General features: G+C 69.8%; 12 protein-coding genes. 7 read left to right on the top strand and 5 right to left on the bottom strand.

All coding sequences use genetic code 11. From position 1 onward, the window contains the following. Window positions 1-7: 7 nt before the first annotated feature. Genes SCNRRL3882_RS39265 through SCNRRL3882_RS39255 form a run of 3 tightly spaced genes read right to left on the bottom strand, consistent with a single transcriptional unit; the run spans window position 8 to window position 4,493 of the window. A complete protein-coding gene (locus tag SCNRRL3882_RS39265; protein WP_231911205.1) occupies window positions 8-1,312 on the bottom strand; it encodes a cellulose binding domain-containing protein in 1,305 nt (434 codons plus the stop codon). Window positions 1,313-1,357: 45 nt separating this feature from the next. After that, window positions 1,358-2,788, bottom strand: coding sequence for a glycoside hydrolase family 43 protein (locus SCNRRL3882_RS39260; RefSeq protein WP_010038455.1), 1,431 nt, complete (start codon window positions 2,786-2,788; stop codon window positions 1,358-1,360). A gap of 58 nt (window positions 2,789-2,846) precedes the next feature. Next, window positions 2,847-4,493, bottom strand: coding sequence for a glycoside hydrolase family 27 protein (locus SCNRRL3882_RS39255; protein ID WP_029181073.1), 1,647 nt, complete (start codon window positions 4,491-4,493; stop codon window positions 2,847-2,849). Between the two features lie 418 nt (window positions 4,494-4,911). Between SCNRRL3882_RS39255 and SCNRRL3882_RS39250 the strand changes: the two genes are divergently transcribed. The 4 genes from SCNRRL3882_RS39250 (at window position 4,912) to SCNRRL3882_RS39235 (ending at window position 12,513) form a co-directional block, all read left to right on the top strand. Beyond that, complete coding sequence (locus SCNRRL3882_RS39250) at window positions 4,912-6,501, top strand: glycoside hydrolase 43 family protein (RefSeq protein WP_173937432.1); 1,590 nt, start codon at window positions 4,912-4,914, stop codon at window positions 6,499-6,501. A 49-nt stretch (window positions 6,502-6,550) separates the two neighbouring features. Then, complete coding sequence (locus tag SCNRRL3882_RS39245; RefSeq protein WP_010038446.1) at window positions 6,551-8,599, top strand: non-reducing end alpha-L-arabinofuranosidase family hydrolase; 2,049 nt, start codon at window positions 6,551-6,553, stop codon at window positions 8,597-8,599. A gap of 94 nt (window positions 8,600-8,693) precedes the next feature. Continuing rightward, window positions 8,694-9,659 carry a glycoside hydrolase family 6 protein gene (locus tag SCNRRL3882_RS39240; RefSeq protein ID WP_010038444.1) on the top strand — a complete coding sequence of 322 codons (966 nt, stop codon included), beginning with the start codon at window positions 8,694-8,696 and terminating at the stop codon, window positions 9,657-9,659. A gap of 400 nt (window positions 9,660-10,059) precedes the next feature. Further along, complete coding sequence (locus tag SCNRRL3882_RS39235; RefSeq protein WP_040902990.1) at window positions 10,060-12,513, top strand: SpoIIE family protein phosphatase; 2,454 nt, start codon at window positions 10,060-10,062, stop codon at window positions 12,511-12,513. 15 nt (window positions 12,514-12,528) lie between these two features. Here SCNRRL3882_RS39235 and SCNRRL3882_RS39230 read toward each other — a convergent pair whose 3' ends face one another. Continuing rightward, window positions 12,529-12,804, bottom strand: coding sequence for a hypothetical protein (locus SCNRRL3882_RS39230; protein WP_010038437.1), 276 nt, complete (start codon window positions 12,802-12,804; stop codon window positions 12,529-12,531). Then, window positions 12,801-13,619, bottom strand: a complete 819-nt coding sequence (locus SCNRRL3882_RS39225; RefSeq protein WP_029181071.1) for a phytanoyl-CoA dioxygenase family protein — start codon at window positions 13,617-13,619, stop codon at window positions 12,801-12,803. The genes SCNRRL3882_RS39230 and SCNRRL3882_RS39225 overlap by 4 nt, the downstream gene beginning before the upstream one ends. A gap of 82 nt (window positions 13,620-13,701) precedes the next feature. On the opposite strand from SCNRRL3882_RS39225, the gene SCNRRL3882_RS39220 reads away from it, so the two are divergent. The 3 genes from SCNRRL3882_RS39220 to SCNRRL3882_RS39210 all read left to right on the top strand — a co-directional run bounded on the left by SCNRRL3882_RS39220 (window position 13,702) and on the right by SCNRRL3882_RS39210 (window position 17,014). Continuing rightward, window positions 13,702-14,502 (top strand): AraC family transcriptional regulator, encoded by an 801-nt coding sequence (locus tag SCNRRL3882_RS39220; RefSeq protein WP_078602797.1) that lies wholly within the window; start codon window positions 13,702-13,704, stop codon window positions 14,500-14,502. A gap of 140 nt (window positions 14,503-14,642) precedes the next feature. Continuing rightward, a complete protein-coding gene (locus SCNRRL3882_RS39215) occupies window positions 14,643-15,605 on the top strand; it encodes an ABC transporter ATP-binding protein (RefSeq protein WP_010038434.1) in 963 nt (320 codons plus the stop codon). Continuing rightward, window positions 15,602-17,014 (top strand): ABC transporter permease, encoded by a 1,413-nt coding sequence (locus tag SCNRRL3882_RS39210; protein ID WP_010038433.1) that lies wholly within the window; start codon window positions 15,602-15,604, stop codon window positions 17,012-17,014. The genes SCNRRL3882_RS39215 and SCNRRL3882_RS39210 overlap by 4 nt, the downstream gene beginning before the upstream one ends. The last annotated feature ends 23 nt before the right edge of the window (window positions 17,015-17,037 follow it).

The raw sequence follows: 17,037 nt of genomic DNA, 5'->3' as shown, positions 1-17,037 counted from the left end.
GAGACAGTCACTTCCGTGCACTCCCTGTGGCAACGCAGGCAGTGCCGTTGAGGGTGTAGGAGCTCGGCGGGGCGGTGTTGCCGGTGTGGGATGCCTGGAAGCCGATGTCGACCGACGCGCCCGGAGCGATGGTGGCGTTGTGGGAGGCGTTCCTGGCCGTAACCCGTCCCGAGGCGACCGAGTAGTCCGCGTTCCAGCCGGAGGTGATGGTCTGGCCGTCGGGCAGGGTGAAGCCAAGGGACCAGCCCTCGATCGCGGCCGTGCCGGTGTTGGCGATGGTGATGTTCGACGTCAGGCCGGTGTTCCACGCGCTGACGGTGCTGGTGACCCGGCAGGACGCCGTCCCCGGCGGCGGGTTGGAGGTCTGGAACTGGGTGAAGAACTTCCAGACCTCTCCCGGCAGCCACGTCCTGGAGCCGCTGTCACCGGGGGCCCCGTCCTGGGGTGCGGCGATGTGTCCTTCGTCGAACGCGGCCCAGGCGACCGGATGCCCGGCCGAGCATCCCGAGTAGGCGGTGACCCGGTGCGTCAGGCTGCCCTGCGCGGGCTCGGGCGGGTTCTGGGGGGTGCAGCCGTTGTTCCTGACGAACCTGTCCCGCATCGCCCGTCCGCCGGAGATGCCGAGGACGCTGTCCCTGAGGCCGTGCACTCCGAGGTAGGCGATCGGCTGGGTGCCGCCGCTGCATCCGCTGAGCTGTCCGCCGCTCTGGACCGCGACCGCCCGGAAGACCGTCGCGCGGGAACACGCGAGGGCGTACGACATGGCGGCGCCGTAGCTGAATCCCAGCGCGAAACGCTGTGTGGTGTCGACGCACAGGTCCGTCTCGATCCGCCTGAGCATGTCGTCGACGAAGGTGACGTCCTCGCCGCCGGTGTTGGCCCAGCCGTTGTTGAGACCTTGGGGTGCGACGAAGATGGTGCTGTTGTTCGCCAGTCGCTGGAGGCCGTAGTAGGCCCAGGTGCCCGTTTCCACGGTGCGGCCCGTGGCGACGTCGGTGGAGGTGCCGCCCAGCCAGTGGAATCCCAGGACCAGCCGGTAGGCGCGGTTGCGGTCGTAGCCGTCCGGGATCCGCAGGATGAAGCTCCGGTTCTTGCCATCGCTCTGGATCGTGTGCGTACCGCTCGTCAGGGTGGGCGCTTTGCCGCATCCGGGGGTTGTGGCAGCGGTGCCGACGCGTGCGGCAGCCGTATCGGAGGCCGTGAGTGGGGTGTTCTCGCCCCGGCCGAGGCCCAGTGCGGTGCCGCCCGTGCTCAGGACGACCAGCACCGCGACGAGGGCGGGCCATAAGAGGGACCTTGTCCTTGCCATCATGCGACTGCCCTTCTGCAAGGTCGCGAGGACGTGCCTCACCGCCGGTTACCGCGCCGCCGTCACGGTGCTGCTGGGGGTGAACTGCCACCAGTTCATGTTGAGCAGGTAGCCGCTGCCGCCGGTGAACCGCAGATAGAGGTCCTGGGTTCCTACCGCGCCGGCGACCGGGCAGGTCACCGTCGTCCAGCTCTGCCAGCCCCCGGTGTTCGGCACACCGCACCGGCCCACGACCGTCCCGCTCGGCGAACCCAGGCGCAGTTCGACGGTGCCGCCGCCGCTGCCCGAGGCCACGCGCGCGGTGAAGGAGGACGCGCCCGGCCCGAAGGCCACGCCCTTGACCTTGATGTAGTCGCCGTTGTCGATCCAGCCGATGTTCATTCCGCCTTCGCCGGCCGGTTCCGTCTCGATCCCGGATCCCCAGGCGATCGTCTCGGCCTCCTGGCGTGCGTACGGGTTGAGCGTGCCGACCTGGGGGGCACCCGTGTTCGTCATGTTGATCGTCGGGATCGTGCCGTCGGCGTTGTAGGAGAACTTCTCCACCGCGACCGAGCGGGTGAAGCCGCCGCCGCCCGGGAGCGCGCCGTTGTGGTAGAAGAAGTACGAACTGCCTCTGAAGTCCACGATCCCGGGGTGGTTGGTGAAGCTGCTGCCCTGTGTGGGCATGACCGTCCCGCGGTAGGTCCAGGGCCCGGTCGGCCCGGGCGCCGTGGAGTAGGCGATGAACTCCGAGCAGCACTTGGCCGCGAAGACCATGTAGTACAGGCCGTTGCGCTTGTAGACCCAGGGCCCCTCCTCGTACAGCGTGGGACGGTTGGGGTCACCGGTGCGGGTGCCGAATCCCGCGGTGGTGAGCGGGATCCTGGTGACGCCGCCCGAGTAGGAGGTCATGTCGGCGTTCAGCCTGACGTACGACAGGTTCGGGTTGCCCCAGTACAGGTAGGCCTGGCCGTCGTCGTCGATGAAGACGGTCGGGTCGATCTCGCCGTTCTCCACCAGCGGTCGGCCGAGGGCGTCCCGGAACGGGCCGGTGGGGCTGTCCGACACCGCCACACCGATGGCCATGCGGCCGGTCGCCCGGTTCTTCACGGGTACGTACCAGTAGAACCGGCCGTTGCGCTCCACGGTCTGTCCCGCCCACGCGTCGGCGGACGCCCAGCTGAAGGTGGCCAGGCTGAGCGGGGAGCCGTGGTCGGTCCAGTTGACCATGTCGGCGGAGGACCACACCCGCCAGTCCTTCATGGTGAAGTAGGTGGAGCCGTCCTCGTCGTGCCCGGTGTAGAGGTAGACCCGTCCGTTGTGGACCAGCGGGGCCGGGTCGGCGGTGTAGACGTGCTGCACGATGGGGTTGTCGGCCCGGGCCGCGGTGGGCTGTACCGCGGCGGGAACAACGGCGAAGGCCAGCAGGAGGCCCAGGGTCCAGGCGACCGCCCGGGTGAGTCCGGTGCTGGTGGTGGGTGACGGCCGAGCCGGGATCATCGTGGCCTCCGGGGGACGCTGACGGACGCATGAGCCGTTGACGGGTGCGCTGAGTCCCTCACGTGCGGGTCCACTTCTGGTTGGCCTGGCCGTTGCAGGTCCACAGGACCAGCGGCGTCCCATTGGCGGTGCCGGCCCCGCTGGCGTCGAGGCACAGCCCGGCGTGGACGTTGCGGATCGACCCGTCGGAGCCGACGGTCCACTTCTGGTTGTTCTGGCCGTTGCAGGGCCAGGTGACGACCCGGGTGCCGTTGGCGGTGCCCTGGTTGTAGGCGTCCAGGCACTTGTCGCCGAAGACGCGGATCTCACCGCCGGCCCACGTGGTCCACAGCTGGTTGGCGGCCGTGTGGCAGTCCCAGAGCAGTACCGTGGCCCCGGCCGCGGTGGAGGCGTTGTCCACGTCCAGGCAGCGGCCGGACGCGGTGCCGCGCAGCCGAGAGGTGGTGGCGGCCAGCGGGCTGCCCCCGCTCACCCGGAAGACGGCCACGCCGTGCGCGGGGACACTCGCCGAGATCTGCCCGGACGTGCTGGACGTGCCGCCGGTCCACAGGTCGGTGAGGGTGAACGGTCCGCCGGACAGACCGACTTGTGCGGCCGTGGTGGTGACCGTCGCCGTTCCGCCTCCCCGGTTGAACAGGCCCACCGCGACCGAGCCGTCGGACAGGGGCTTGGCGAACACCTCTGTGCTGCCGTCGTCTCGCACCCTGCGTCCGCCCGCGCCCAGCGAGTCCTGGTTCACCGCCAGCAGACGCGGGTTGCGCAGGATCGCACTCACGTCCGCCGACATCGTCCGGATGTCGTTGCCGGCCATGAGAGGGGCGCCCATCAGCGACCACAGGGCGAAGTGGGAGCGGGACTCGGTCAGTGACAGGCCGGGGCGGCCGACGACCAGCATGTCGGGGTCGTTCCAGTGCCCCGGACCCGACTGCGCGGCCAGCGGCGCGGTGACGTCCAGGACGTTGCCGACGCCCATCGGGTAGCTGTTGGTGTTGTTGTTCTGCCAGATGTCGAGCAGATCCTCGGTCGTCCGCCACAGGTCGGCGACCTCGCCCCAGTTGTACTTGTCGCCGGTGGGGGCGTGGAAGCTGTTGGGGTTGATGCTGTAGACGATCGGACGTCCGGTGGCGCGCAGAGCGTCGCGCATGATGGTGAACCGTGCGATCTGCTCGCTGAGGGTGCCGCTGCCGGAGCACCAGTCGTACTTGAGATAGTCCACGCCCCACGAGGCGAACGTGGCAGCGTCCTGAGCCTCGTGGCCCTTGCTGCCCGTGGCGCCCGGGTAGGTGCCCACGCCTTGCGCGCAGGTCTTTTCGTTGGGCGCTTGGTAGATGCCGAACTTCAGGCCCTTGCTGTGGATGTAGTCCCCGAGCGCCTTCATCCCGCTGGGGAACTTGGTCGGATTGGCCCGCAGGTTGCCCGCCGCGTCGCGCTGCGGGTCGAACCAGCAGTCGTCGACGACGACGTACTGGTAGCCCGCCTCCTTCATACCCGAGGAGACCATCGCGTCGGCGGCCTGGCGGACCTGCGCCTCAGTGATCCCGCACCCGAAGCTGTTCCAGCTGTTCCAGCCCAGTGGCGGGGTGAGCGCGGGGCTGCCCGGCGCGGCCTCGGCGGTCGTGCCGGCGGAGGCGGTGACGCAGGCGGTGAGCGTCAGTGCGGTGGCCGCGAGGAGGCGGATCAGGCGTCCGCATGAGCGTCTGGGCACCAAGGGGCTCCTTAAATGTCAAGTCCATGACATAGCGGGTTCGAAATTTCGTGACCTATTCGGCAACTCAAGGCCTCACGGATATTAGAGAGACCTTCGAGCATGTCAATACCTACTACTGAAAGGCCTTTAACACCTGGCAACGAAGGGGACTGAGGCCGGCATATAGGAATTTTCCATACAATCGACCTCCCGAGACATGGGATCAGAGGTTCCGAATGTTTCGAAGCTACCAGCGATTGGTGCGAGAGGTATTGACGGGCTACACCGGCCTCCTATCATCCAGGGTGCTCGGCAAGTCGATCCATGTTCGAGATCGCGTACATAGCACAGCCGCTCCGCATGAACCGAGCAAGGCACCTCCGGGCAACTCCAACCATCACGGCTGGACCGCAGAAGGAGAACGCCACACGTGCGAATGTCATGGACTCATCAACCCTGGTCTCGTCGTCGCGCACTGACGGCAACCGCCGGCCTGGCCGCCGGTGCCCTGCTTCCTCCGGCCGCGGCCGCCTACACGAACCCGGTGATCTGGCAGGACTTCGCGGACATCGACGTCATCCGCGTCGGTAACGCCTTCTACGCCTCGGCCTCGACGATGCACTACTCGCCGGGCGCACCCGTCCTGCGGTCGTACGACCTGGTGAACTGGGAGATCGCCGGTCACTCCGTGCCCGTGCTCGACTTCGGCGCCAAGTACGACCTGAACGGTGCCCGCGGCTACGTCAGAGGGATCTGGGCGTCGTCACTGGCCTACCGGCCGAGCAACAGGACCTTCTACTGGCTCGGTCAGATCGACTTCGCCCGGACGTACGTCTACACCGCCACCGCCGCCGAGGGGCCGTGGAACAGGCTGACGACGATCAGCACCCCCTACTACGACGCGGGGCTGCTCGTCGACAGCGACGACACCCTCTACGTGGCGTACGGCAACACCACCATCAGCGTGGCCCAGCTCTCGCCCGACGGCCGCACCCAGGTCCGCACCCGGCAGGTGTTCACGACACCGTCGAGCGTCGGCACCCTCGAAGGCTCCCGGTTCTACAAGATCAACGGGCAGTACTACATCTTCCTGACCCGCCCCGCGAACGGCCAGTACATCCTCAAGTCGTCGAGCGGCCCCTTCGGTCCGTACACGATGCGGCAGGTCCTCCTCGATCTGCGCGGGCCGATCCCCGGCGGTGGCGTCCCGCACCAGGGCGGGCTGGTGCAGACGCAGAGCGGTGCCTGGTACTACCTGGCCTTCGTCGACGCGTACCCCGGCGGCCGGATGCCCGCCCTGGCGCCGGTCACCTGGACCTCGGACGGCTGGCCCGTCGTGCAACTCGTCGACGGTGCGTGGGGCACCTCGTATCCCAGCCCGGCCGTGCCCACTCCACCCCGCCAGGTCACCCCCATGATCGGCGTCGACACCTTCGACGGCACGAGCCTGAAGCCGAGGTGGGAGTGGAACCACAACCCGGACAACACGAAGTGGTCGGCCGGCAACGGCCTCACCCTGCGGACCGCGACCGTCACCAACGACCTGTACTGGGCCCGCAACACCCTCACGCACCGCATCCAAGGGCCCACCTCCACCGCCACGGTCCAGCTCGACCACTCCGCGATGCGGGACGGCGACCGGGCCGGACTCGCGCTGCTGCGTGACTCCTCCGCCTGGATCGGTGTCAAGCGCGACGGCGGCGCGACGCGGGTGGTGATGGTCAACGGGCTGACGATGGACGGCAACTGGAACACCACCGGCACCGGCACCGAGGTCGCGAGCGCGCCCGTCGCCGGCGGCCGCATCTGGCTGCGCGCGACCGCGGACATCCGCCCCGGCAGCGCGCGCCCCGGCACCTTCTCCTACAGCACCGACGGCAGCACCTTCACCCGCCTCGGGCCCGCCTTCTCCATGGGCAACGACTGGCGGTTCTTCATGGGCTACCGATTCGCCCTCTTCAACCACGCCACGCAGGCACTCGGCGGCGCGGTCCGCATCACGCGGTTCGAGCTGTCCACGCCCTGAGCGATCGGAGGATCGCACACCCAACCCCCCACCCCGCATGAGGAGAACCATGAACCCGCTGAAACGACTCGGCCGTCGCCGAGCCTCGGTGTTAGCCCTCCTGGCCACGGTCGCCCTCGTGACGCCGGGGACCGCGACCGGCGCACCCGACGACGTCAAGGCCTCCACTCTGGGCGCCCAAGCCGCCCAGTCCGGGCGCTACTTCGGAACAGCCGTGGCCGCCGGACGGCTCGGCGACGGCACGTACACGAGGATCCTGGACCGTGAGTTCAACTCGGTCACGCCCGAGAACGAGATGAAGTGGGACGCGACCGAGCGATCCCGCGGGCAGTTCACCTTCGGCGCCGCCGACCAGATCGTCAACCGCGCGGCGGCCCGCGGTCAGCGCCTGCGCGGCCACACCCTGGTCTGGCACTCCCAACTGCCCGGCTGGGTCGGCTCCATCAGGGACGCGAACACCCTGCGCGGCGTGATGAACAACCACATCACCACCGTGATGAACCGCTACAAGGGCCGGATCCACTCCTGGGACGTGGTCAACGAGGCCTTCGCGGACGGCGGCAGCGGCCAGATGCGCAGCTCCGTCTTCCGGGACGTGCTGGGCACCGGCTTCGTCGAGCAGGCCTTCCGCACGGCTCGGTCGGCCGACCCGGCGGCCAAGCTCTGCTACAACGACTACAACATCGAGAACTGGAGCGACGCCAAGACCCAGGGCGTCTACCGCATGGTGCGCGACTTCAAGTCGCGCGGTGTGCCGATCGACTGCGTCGGCCTCCAGGCCCACTTCGGCGCCGGCGGCCCGCCCGCCAGCTTCCAGACGACGCTGTCGAACTTCGCCGCCCTCGGAGTGGACGTCCAGATCACCGAGCTGGACATCGCGCAGGCGTCGCCGACCGCGTACGCGAACACGGTCAGGGCCTGCATGAACGTCGCGCGCTGCACCGGCATCACGGTCTGGGGCATCCGCGACAGCGACTCCTGGCGGGCCTCGGAGAACCCGCTGCTGTTCGACCGCAACGGCAACAAGAAGCCCGCGTACAACGCGGCGCTGACGACGCTGGGCGGCACGCCCGCCGCCACCCGCAGCACGCCCGCCGCCACCAACGGCACGCCCGCCGCCGCGCGCAAGGCCGGCAACGCCGCTGCTCTGCCCAACCGTTTCTCGTGGAGTTCCAGCGGCCCGCTGATCTCGCCGAAGTCGGACGCCACTCACAACATCGCCGGGATCAAGGACCCGACGGTCGTCCACTACAACGGCAAGTACCACGTGTTCGCCAGCACCGCCAGCTCCTCCGGCTACAACCTGGTCTACCTGAATTTCAGTGACTGGTCCCAGGCCGGCTCGGCCACGCACCACTACCTCGACCGCAGCGCCATCGGCCGTGGGTACCGGGCCGCACCGCAGGTCTTCTACTACGCGCCGCAACGCCTGTGGTACCTCGTGTACCAGACCGGCAACGCCTCGTACTCCACCAATCCCGACATCAGCAACCCGAACGGGTGGAGCGCGCCGCGCAACTTCTACTCGTCGATGCCGGACATCATCCGGCAGAACATCGGCAACGGCCACTGGGTCGACATGTGGGTGATCTGCGACAGCGCCAACTGCTACCTGTTCTCCTCGGACGACAACGGACACCTGTACCGCTCGCAGACGACCGTCGGCCAGTTCCCGAACGGGTTCACCAACACCGTCATCGCGGCCCGGGACTCCAAGTACGCCCTGTTCGAAGCGAGCAACGTGTACAAGGTGCAGGGCAGTAACCAGTACCTGCTGCTCGTCGAGGCGATCGGATCGGACGGCCGACGCTACTTCCGCTCCTGGACGTCGGGCAGCCTGGCCGGTTCCTGGACGCCCCTGGCCGCGTCCGAGAGCAACCCGTTCGCGCGGGCGAACAACGTCTCCTTCCCCTCGGGCGCGTGGACCCGGGACATCAGTCACGGCGAGATGATCCGTGCCGGCTACGACCAGACACTGACCATTCCCGCCTGCCGGCTCCAGTACCTCTACCAGGGCATGAACCCCAACGCGGGCGGCGACTACAACCTCCTCCCGTGGCGGCTCGGCCTCCTGACCCAGACCAACTCGACCTGCTGACCGACTGTGCCTGGGGAGCGCTCCCGGTGGGAGCGCTCCCCAGGCTCACCGCCGACCTTCGGACGCATCCCCGTCAGAAAGCCGAGGTAATGTCATGCGCCGCAGACTCCTCGCCCTGGTGGCAGCCCTCTCCTCGCTGCCGCTGGCGCTCACCGCCGCCCCCTCCGCCCACGCGGCCGACCCGACGACCATGACCAACGGGTTCTACGCGGACCCCGACTCCAGCGCGAAGCGGTGGGTCGCCGCCAACCCCGGTGACGGCCGGACGCCCGCGATCAACGCCTCCATCGCCAACACCCCGACGGCCCGCTGGTTCGGCTCCTGGAGCGGCACCATCGGCACCGCCACCGGCGCGTACGCGGGCGCCGCGGACGCCCGGGACAAGCTGCCCATCCTCGTCGCCTACAACATCTACAACCGCGACTACTGCGGCGGGCACTCCGCGGGCGGAGCGTCTTCGCCGTCCGCCTACGCGAACTGGATCTCCCAGTTCGCGGGCGGGATCGGCGGCCGGCCGGCCGTCGTCATCCTCGAACCGGACTCCCTCGGGGACTACGGCTGCATGAACCAGGCCCAGATCGACGAACGCAGGGGCATGCTCACCGGCGCGCTCGCGGCGTTCAACCGTCAGGCCCCCAACACCTGGGTCTACATGGACGCCGGCAACCCGGCCTGGGCGAGCCCGGCGACCATGGCCCGGCGCCTTCACGAAGCGGGCCTGCGACAGGCCCACGGCTTCTCGCTCAACGTCTCCAACTACCTGACGACGGCCGAGAACACCGCGTACGGCGCCGCCGTCAACAGGGAACTCAGCGCCCGGTACGGCTACACCAAGCCGTTCGTCGTGGACACCAGCCGCAACGGCAACGGCTCCAACGGCCAGTGGTGCAACCCTTCAGGCCGCCGTATCGGCACCCCCACCCAGCTGGGCGGAGGCGCCGAGATGCTCTTGTGGATCAAGGTCCCGGGCGAGTCCGACGGCAACTGCGGCGTGGGCACCGGCTCCTCGGCCGGGCAGTTCCTCCCGGAGGTCGCCTACAAGATGATCTACGGCTACTGATCCGGGGCCGCCGCCCACGGCATCCTCATCGCCTCCCGACGGTCGCGGCCCAGCCGAATCTGCCGAGGGACCTTGCCGGGCCTTGCCAAGCTTGTCCGGCTCGGTCCCGAGGAGGGGAGCGCAGTCGAAGCGCTTCACCACCGCTGCGAGGCTGAGTGGACGTCCATGGGCGCACAAGGGTCGGTTCCAAGATTCCTGCGAGGTCTGGGGTGGTCTCCCCCTGGGTCCGCGAGCTGCGACGATGTTGGTCTCTCGAAGATCCCCCGCCTGGGCATCGCGGCCTTGCGACGAGTAGGGCTGCTCCGAGCGCCGCGGAGCGGAGGCCGATCTAGTCTGGAAGCAGCCGCTGGAAACCAGCCCTGACGGGCACGGCTGTCCGGAGGAGGCGTGGCGCGTGGAGATGACCGGCAAGCAGGACGCGCCCACTGCCGTTGCCGTGGTGGACCCGGAGGGCTTGGTGAGCGGCTGGAGCGAGGGGGGCAGGCTCCTGCTGGGCTGGACGGCGAAGGACACCATCGGGCGCCCCGTGACCGACTTGCTGGTCGATCCCCCGCCACCCGGCTTCCCCAAGGGTTACGGCGTCGGTCCCGATCCGACGGGGTCCATCCCCCTGCGCCACCGGGACGGTTCCACGGTGGACGCCGTGGTGACGGCTCACCCGCTGCTCGGCCCCGACGGGCGGGCGCTGGGCCACGTGGTGACCATTCAGCGGTGGGGACGCCGCCCGGTGGTCGCCGACCGGGCCTTCGAACAGAGCCCCTTCGCTCTGGGCGTCTACGACCCCGATCTGCGGTTCCTGTGGATCAACGCCTCCTCGGCCCGGGTGATCGCGCACTCCGAGGAGCAAGTGCTCGGCAAGAAGTACCGCGAGGTGCTTCCCGAATTCGACCGCACGCTGTTTCCCGAAAGGGACGACAAGCCCTACACCGACGCGCTCGCCCAAGTGGCGAGGACGGGTGAGCCCACGCGTCTGATCACCGTCTTCCGCCCGCGCGGCAGCGACTACGCCAATGCCTGGGCCACCAGCATCTGGCCAGTCCGAGACGCCGAGGGCAGGGTCCGCGCGATCGCCAACTGGGGATTCGACATGAGCGCCGAGTACTGGGCTCGGCAGCGCCTGCTCCTCCTCAACGAGGCCAGCGGCGGCATCGGCCGGACCCTGGACGTGATCGGCACCGCCCAGGAACTGGCCATGACCCCGGTGCCGGGGTTCGTCGACCTCGTCACCGTGGATCTCTTCGACGAGGTGCTGCGCGGAGAGGAACCGCCCTCCGCGTCCGCGTTCACCCCCGGCGAGACCATCGTGCTCAGCCGTGCCGCGCAGCACAGCGCCAAGGGGGACACCAACAGCGCTCCCGGGCCCACGACGCCGGTCAGCCACACTCCCGGTTCCGTCGCCGCCCGCTGCATGGCCACCGGCAGGTCCACGGTCCAGCTCGCGGCTGGACCCGGCCAGGGCGGCGAATGGGCCTTCGGACCCGGACTCGCCGCCGACCCGGCCCACTGGCCACCGGGCAACCCGTTGATCGACGAGTCCCTTGCCGCGGAGGGGATGACCGGCCGGATCACCGTGCCGCTCCGGGCGCGCGGCGCGCTGCTCGGGGTCGTCGCCTTCTCCCGCCTGGACCGGCCCGAGGCCTTCACCGCCGATGACCTGATCCTCGCCGAAGAGCTGACCGCCAAGGCAGCCGTTGCCATCGACAACGCCCGCCGGTACTCGCGCGAGCGCACGACCGCGCTGACCCTGCAACGCACCCTGCTGCCGCAGGGGCTGCCCAACCAGGAGGCGGTCGAGGTGGCGTCCCGCTACCTGCCCGGCGGGACCGGCACGGAAGTGGGCGGTGACTGGTTCGACGTCATCCCGCTGTCCGGCGCCCGGGTCGCCCTGGTCGTCGGCGATGTCGTCGGCCACGGCCTGCACGCCTCGGCCAGCATGGGGCGGCTGCGCACGGCGGTCCGCACCCTCGCCGACGTCGACCTGCCGCCGGACGAGCTGCTGACCCACCTGGACGACCTGGTCCTCCACCTCGCCAGCGACCTCCAGCCCGCCGGCCACTTCCAGCCCGCCGGCGAGTCCGGTGCCACCTGCCTGTACACCGTCTACGACCCCGTCTCCCGACGCTTCACGCTGGCGAGCGCCGGCCACCCCCTGCCGCTGATCATCTCCCCGGACGGCACGAGGACACCCGTCACCGCGCAGCCCGGACCGCCGCTCGGGATCGGTGGGCTGCCTTTCGAGGCCACCGAGCTCGAGCTGCCCGAGGGCAGCCTGCTCGCCCTCTACACCGACGGACTGGTGGAGAGCCGCGAGCGCGACGTCGACCAGCGGATCACCGAACTGCAGCGAGCCCTGAACCCCTCGGCCACCTCGCTGGAGGCCCTGTGCGACACGGTGATGGACGCCATGCTCCCCGATCGCCGCACCGACGACGCCGCCCTGCTGCTGGCTCGCACGCACGCGCTGGCTCGCCACCACGTCGCCGACTGGGACGTCGAGCCCGACCACGCGCAGGTGCCCGTCGCCAGGAAGTTCGCCGTCGACCAGGTGGACGCCTGGGGCCTGGAGGAGGCGGCGTTCGTCACCGAGCTGGTCGTCAGCGAGCTGGTCACCAACGCCATCAGATACGGCGAGCCGCCGATCAGGCTGCGGCTGATTCGCGACACTTCCCTGATCTGCGAGGTTTCCGACGCCAGCAACACCGCTCCGCACATGCGCCGGGCCCGCGCCTTCGACGAGGGCGGCCGAGGACTGTTGCTCGTCGCCCAGCTCACCGAGGGGTGGGGCACCCGGCACACGACCAACGGCAAGACCATCTGGTGCGCTCAGCCCCTCCCCCAGCCGGAGCGGCACTGACGCGCATGCGCCGGGTCACGGGCGAGAGCTGTCCTCCACCTTCTCGAAGAAGAACTCGTGCTTGAGGAAGGAGACGTCGTACTCGTGACCGGACTGAGGCGGCAGCAACTGGGCGGCCTGGAACAGGCGCCACCCGTCGTGCAGCGCGGCAAGCCCGGTGGGATAGGGCGGCTCGTCGCTGTCACCGGTCGTCGGACGGGTCCGGCCGGTCCCGTCGTACCGGGACCAGCCGACGACGTCGGAGTCCAGAGCCGACGTCGCGAGATAGAGGACCAGAACCTGCTGCCTCATGCGTGACTCCTCAAGGTCGGCCGGTTGCTGACGCGCGTGACCCAGTAGTCGACGTCGAACGAGTCGTCACCGGTCAGGGCCCGCCACAGGAGGACCCGGTTGTAGATCTCCAGTCGGGCCGTGGCCCACTCGTACCAGGGGAAGTGCGTGTTGAGTTCCGCGGTCACCGCAGGGTCGTGCAGGTCGGAGACGTCCCACAGCCGCACCTGCGGCACGGTCGGGTTGAGGCGGAGCTTGTACATGTAGCGACGGCCCGCGGTGTCGTTGCGGCGGCCACTGTGCCAGATGCCGTGGTGCACGAGGACGACCGTGCCCGCCGGGCAGGTCAGACGGGTCTGCCCCCTGAGGTTCTGGACGCGGCCGACGTCCGTCTCGTTGATCCTGCGCAGGTGGCTTCCGGGCACACTGAGGGTGCCGCCCATCTCGGCGGTCACCTCGTGCGGGTAGTACATGAGCTGGATGTCGAACGCGTCCGGCCGCACGTCGATGATCGCGTCTCCGTGGAGCGGCTGCGCCTGTCCCTCGTGCGGCTCGCGCACATGCACCGCATGGTGGTCGACGGTCGGCTCGGGGCCGACCAGGCTCTCGACAGCGCCCGCGACGACCGGCAGGGCGAGCAGCTCGTGGACGAAGGTGTCCTGCGCGAACGCCCCGCCCAGCGGAGTGCCGTAGGACACTGCCGGCAGGCCCTCGGTCAAGGCCGCGACGGCCCGTTCATTGATTTCCTGCGGCACCACCCCGTCCAGGCGCAGGAATCCCTGCGCGACGAAGCGCGCCACCTGAACCGATGTCAGGAGTTGCTTGCTGGTTGACATGCGACGAACGTACGTGCCCTGTCCGGGCCGGTCGTGGGCTGAAATCGTCCAGTGCTGGTAATTTTCCGTCCTCGTGAAACACGTGACACTGCGGCTCGACGAGGCGCCCACCGTGGTCGATGCCGGCATCGGGGTGCACGGCGTCTCCACCGCCCACGACGTCTTCCGGCTGCCCGACCTGTGGCAGCTGCACCTCTACAACTACGAGGGTGCTCTGTCCCTCGGGCAGTCGGTCCACCCCATACGCCCCGGCCACGTCAGCCTGGTGCCGCCGAACACGGAGGTGCACTTTCACTACCGGGGCAGGTCGGAGCATTTCTACGTCCATCTGCGGCTGCACGAGGGCGGAACCACGCGGGTGGTGCCGGTGATGCGGGACGCCGGGGCCGAGAGCACCCGTCTGGCCGATCTGCTCCGGCACGCCGTGACGGCCATGCCGACTTCTCCCCGGCGAGCCACGGCCGAGGTCTGGACCGCTCTGTGGCGCATCGCCGAGTTGCCGAGGGACGACGGAGCGGGGCACCGCCACCCCTTCGTGGCAGCCGCCCAGGCCTACATCGAGGAACACCTGGCCGGCCCGCTGTCCGTACCGGACGTCGCTCGCGCCGTCGGGATCTCCCACACACACCTGACGCGCGTGTTCCGTGCCGAAGCCGGCCTCACGGTCGTGGCGTACATCCGGCACCGACGCCTGCAACGCGCCCGCCACCTCCTGTTGTCCTCCACCCTGTCCATCACCGCCATCGCCGCGGCCGTGGGCATCGCCGATCTCCAGGCCTTCAACAAGGCCTGCCGCCGTGAACTCGGCGCGAGCCCCCGTGACGTACGTGCGGCTGCCCCTGCGGGGCTGGACGGTCCTGGACCGGTACGCCGGCGGAGTTGATCGCCGTGCCGACGCACGCGGGCGTCGGACGCCTTTTGACTCCCGTATGGGGTTCCGTTCCCTGAGCGTTCAGCCGGTGATCCCTGTCGGTGTCGTGTGTGCTTTCTAGGGTCCATGAGGCTTTCCGAAAGAAGGGGCTCATGGACTCACAGCTCGCGATCCGGGCTCGCGGCATCACCAAGTGCTTCGGCGACGTCGTCGCGCTCGACGGCGTCGACCTGCATGTGACGCAGGGACAGATCCACGGCCTGGTCGGTCCGAACGGGGCCGGGAAGACGACCCTGCTCGGCCTCCTTCTCGGCCTGGCCGTGGCGGACAGCGGACGTTTGGAGATCCTCGGCACGCCGGTGGGCCGGGCGTTCGAAGCACCCGGCGGTGTCGCCGGGTTCCTGGACGGGCCGGGGCTGTACCCCTCGCTCACCGCCCGGCAGAACCTCGCCGCGCTCGCCGCTCTGCGGGGCGACGACACGCGGTCGGCCGGGATCGACGACGCACTCGAGCAGGTGGGGCTCGCGGACGTCGCCGAAGACCGCACCCGCGGCTTCTCCCTGGGCATGCGTCAACGGCTCGGCCTCGCCGCGGCCCTGCTCAGCACACCGCGGCTGCTGGTCCTGGACGAGCCCTGCAACGGCCTGGACCCGGCCGGGAAGAAGCACGTCCACGGTGTTCTCACCCGGCTCGCGCGGGAGGGGACGAGCGTCGTGCTCTCCAGCCACCGCATGGACGACCTGGAGGCCCTGTGTTCCGAGGTCACCATCCTCGCGACCGGGCGGATCGTCTTCTCCGGGCCGCTGGGCAAGTTGGCCGCCGAGAACCGTGAACTCGACTACCGGTTGGTCACGTCCGACCCGGAGCGCGCACGCCGGCTGGCCGCCGGCGCGCCGGGAATCCACCTGCCCGACGACGCCACGGGAGGCCAGGGCGGGGCGGTGCTCGTGGTGCGCGCACTGGTGCCCGCCCTCGACGACCTGGTGGTGCGGCTCGTCCGCGACGGCATCGCGCTGCGCGAACTCCGCCCGGTCTTCTCCCCGTTGGAGGCGGCCTTCCTGGCCCTGACCGAGCAGCAGAAGACCGACGCCGAGCACCAGGAGACCGGTCGATGACCGCAACCACGACCCCGACCCCGCGCCCCACCCCCACCGCCGCGCCCGCCACGCCCGCCGCGCAAGCGCACACCACCGCAGCGGGCGTCACAGTTGCCCGAAGCTACCGTTTCGAAGTCGTCAAGCTCCTCTCCCAGTGGCGGATCCGCCTCCTGCTCCTGGCCTGCTGGATCGCGCCGGCGCTCTTCGTGGCCGGGGTGAGCGCGCAGAGCACGCTGCCCACCGACACCCTCTTCGGCCGCTGGATGCACGCCACCGGGTGGGCCGGGCCGCTGGTGACGCTGGGTTTCGCCGGCACCTGGGCGCTTCCGCTGCTCACCTCCGTCGTCGCCGGGGACGTGTTCGCCTCCGAGGACCGGCTCGGCACCTGGCGCCACCTCCTCGTCGCCGTCCGCTCACCCCGCCGGATCTTCGCGGCGAAGGCACTGGCCGGTCTCACCGTCATCCTGCTGCTCGTGGCCGGGCTGCCCGTCTCCAGCACGGTCGGCGGGCTGCTGGCCGTCGGCGATCGGCCCCTGGTCGGCCTCGACGGTCATCTGCTCGCGCCGGGGGACGCCGCCGGCACGGTCCTGCTCGCCTGGGCCTGTGTGCTCGCCCCGGCCCTGGCCCTCGCCGGAATCGGGCTCCTCGGGTCGGTCGTACTCGGGCGCTCCCCGATGGGTCTGCTGCTGCCCGCGATCGTCGCGCCGGCGATGCAGCTCGCCCAGATGCTGCCGCTCCCCGTCGCCGTACGCCTCGCCCTGCCCGGCGACGCCTTCCTCACCTGGAACGGCCTGTTCACCAGCCCGGCACAGCTCACGCCGCTCCTCATCGGCATCGTTGTCAGTCTCCTGTGGGCCCTGACGGCCACGGCGCTGGCCTATGTCCTCTTCCTGCGGCGCGACTTCACCAACCCCACCGACGACGGCTCGGCGCGCCGCGCCGTCACCACGGCGGCCCTGCCGCTCGCGGGGCTGCTCGGCGTGACGGTCGCGGTCGTGGCGGCGACGACCACGGCCACCGGCTCCGGGATCGAGCAGGCCAAGGTGCAGCACTCGCTCGCCACCGAGTTCGCCCACCTGTACCGCCTGCAGACCGACCAGCTCCACCGGCCCGCTGTCACCGAGGCGCAGTTGAGGACCGGGGCGGCGTGCACCAAGGCCGGTGTCCAGGACGGCGCCCAGGGGCCGGGCAACGACTGGCGGTGCGTCGTCTCCTGGCACCTGCCGGGCGTCGCGGCCACCGGGTCGGCGGTCTACCAGCTCGACATCACGGCAGACGGGCGCTTCGTCGCCGACGGCGACGGACCGAAGGAAGTGAACGGCTACTTCCTGGTGCGGACTCCGAGCGGAGACGCACCGAACCCGCTGTGGCAGTTCGACGGCAACGTCGACCTCCTCGCCACCTCACCGGAGTCGCCGACTCCCTGAACTCTTCCTCTCCGCCCCCCCGA

It is taken from the genome of Streptomyces chartreusis NRRL 3882 (assembly GCF_900236475.1).
Taxonomy (GTDB): Bacteria; Actinomycetota; Actinomycetes; order Streptomycetales; family Streptomycetaceae; genus Streptomyces; species Streptomyces chartreusis_D.
Note: the sequence above shows the minus strand (reverse complement) of the source record. Positions and strands in the feature narration are given on the sequence as shown.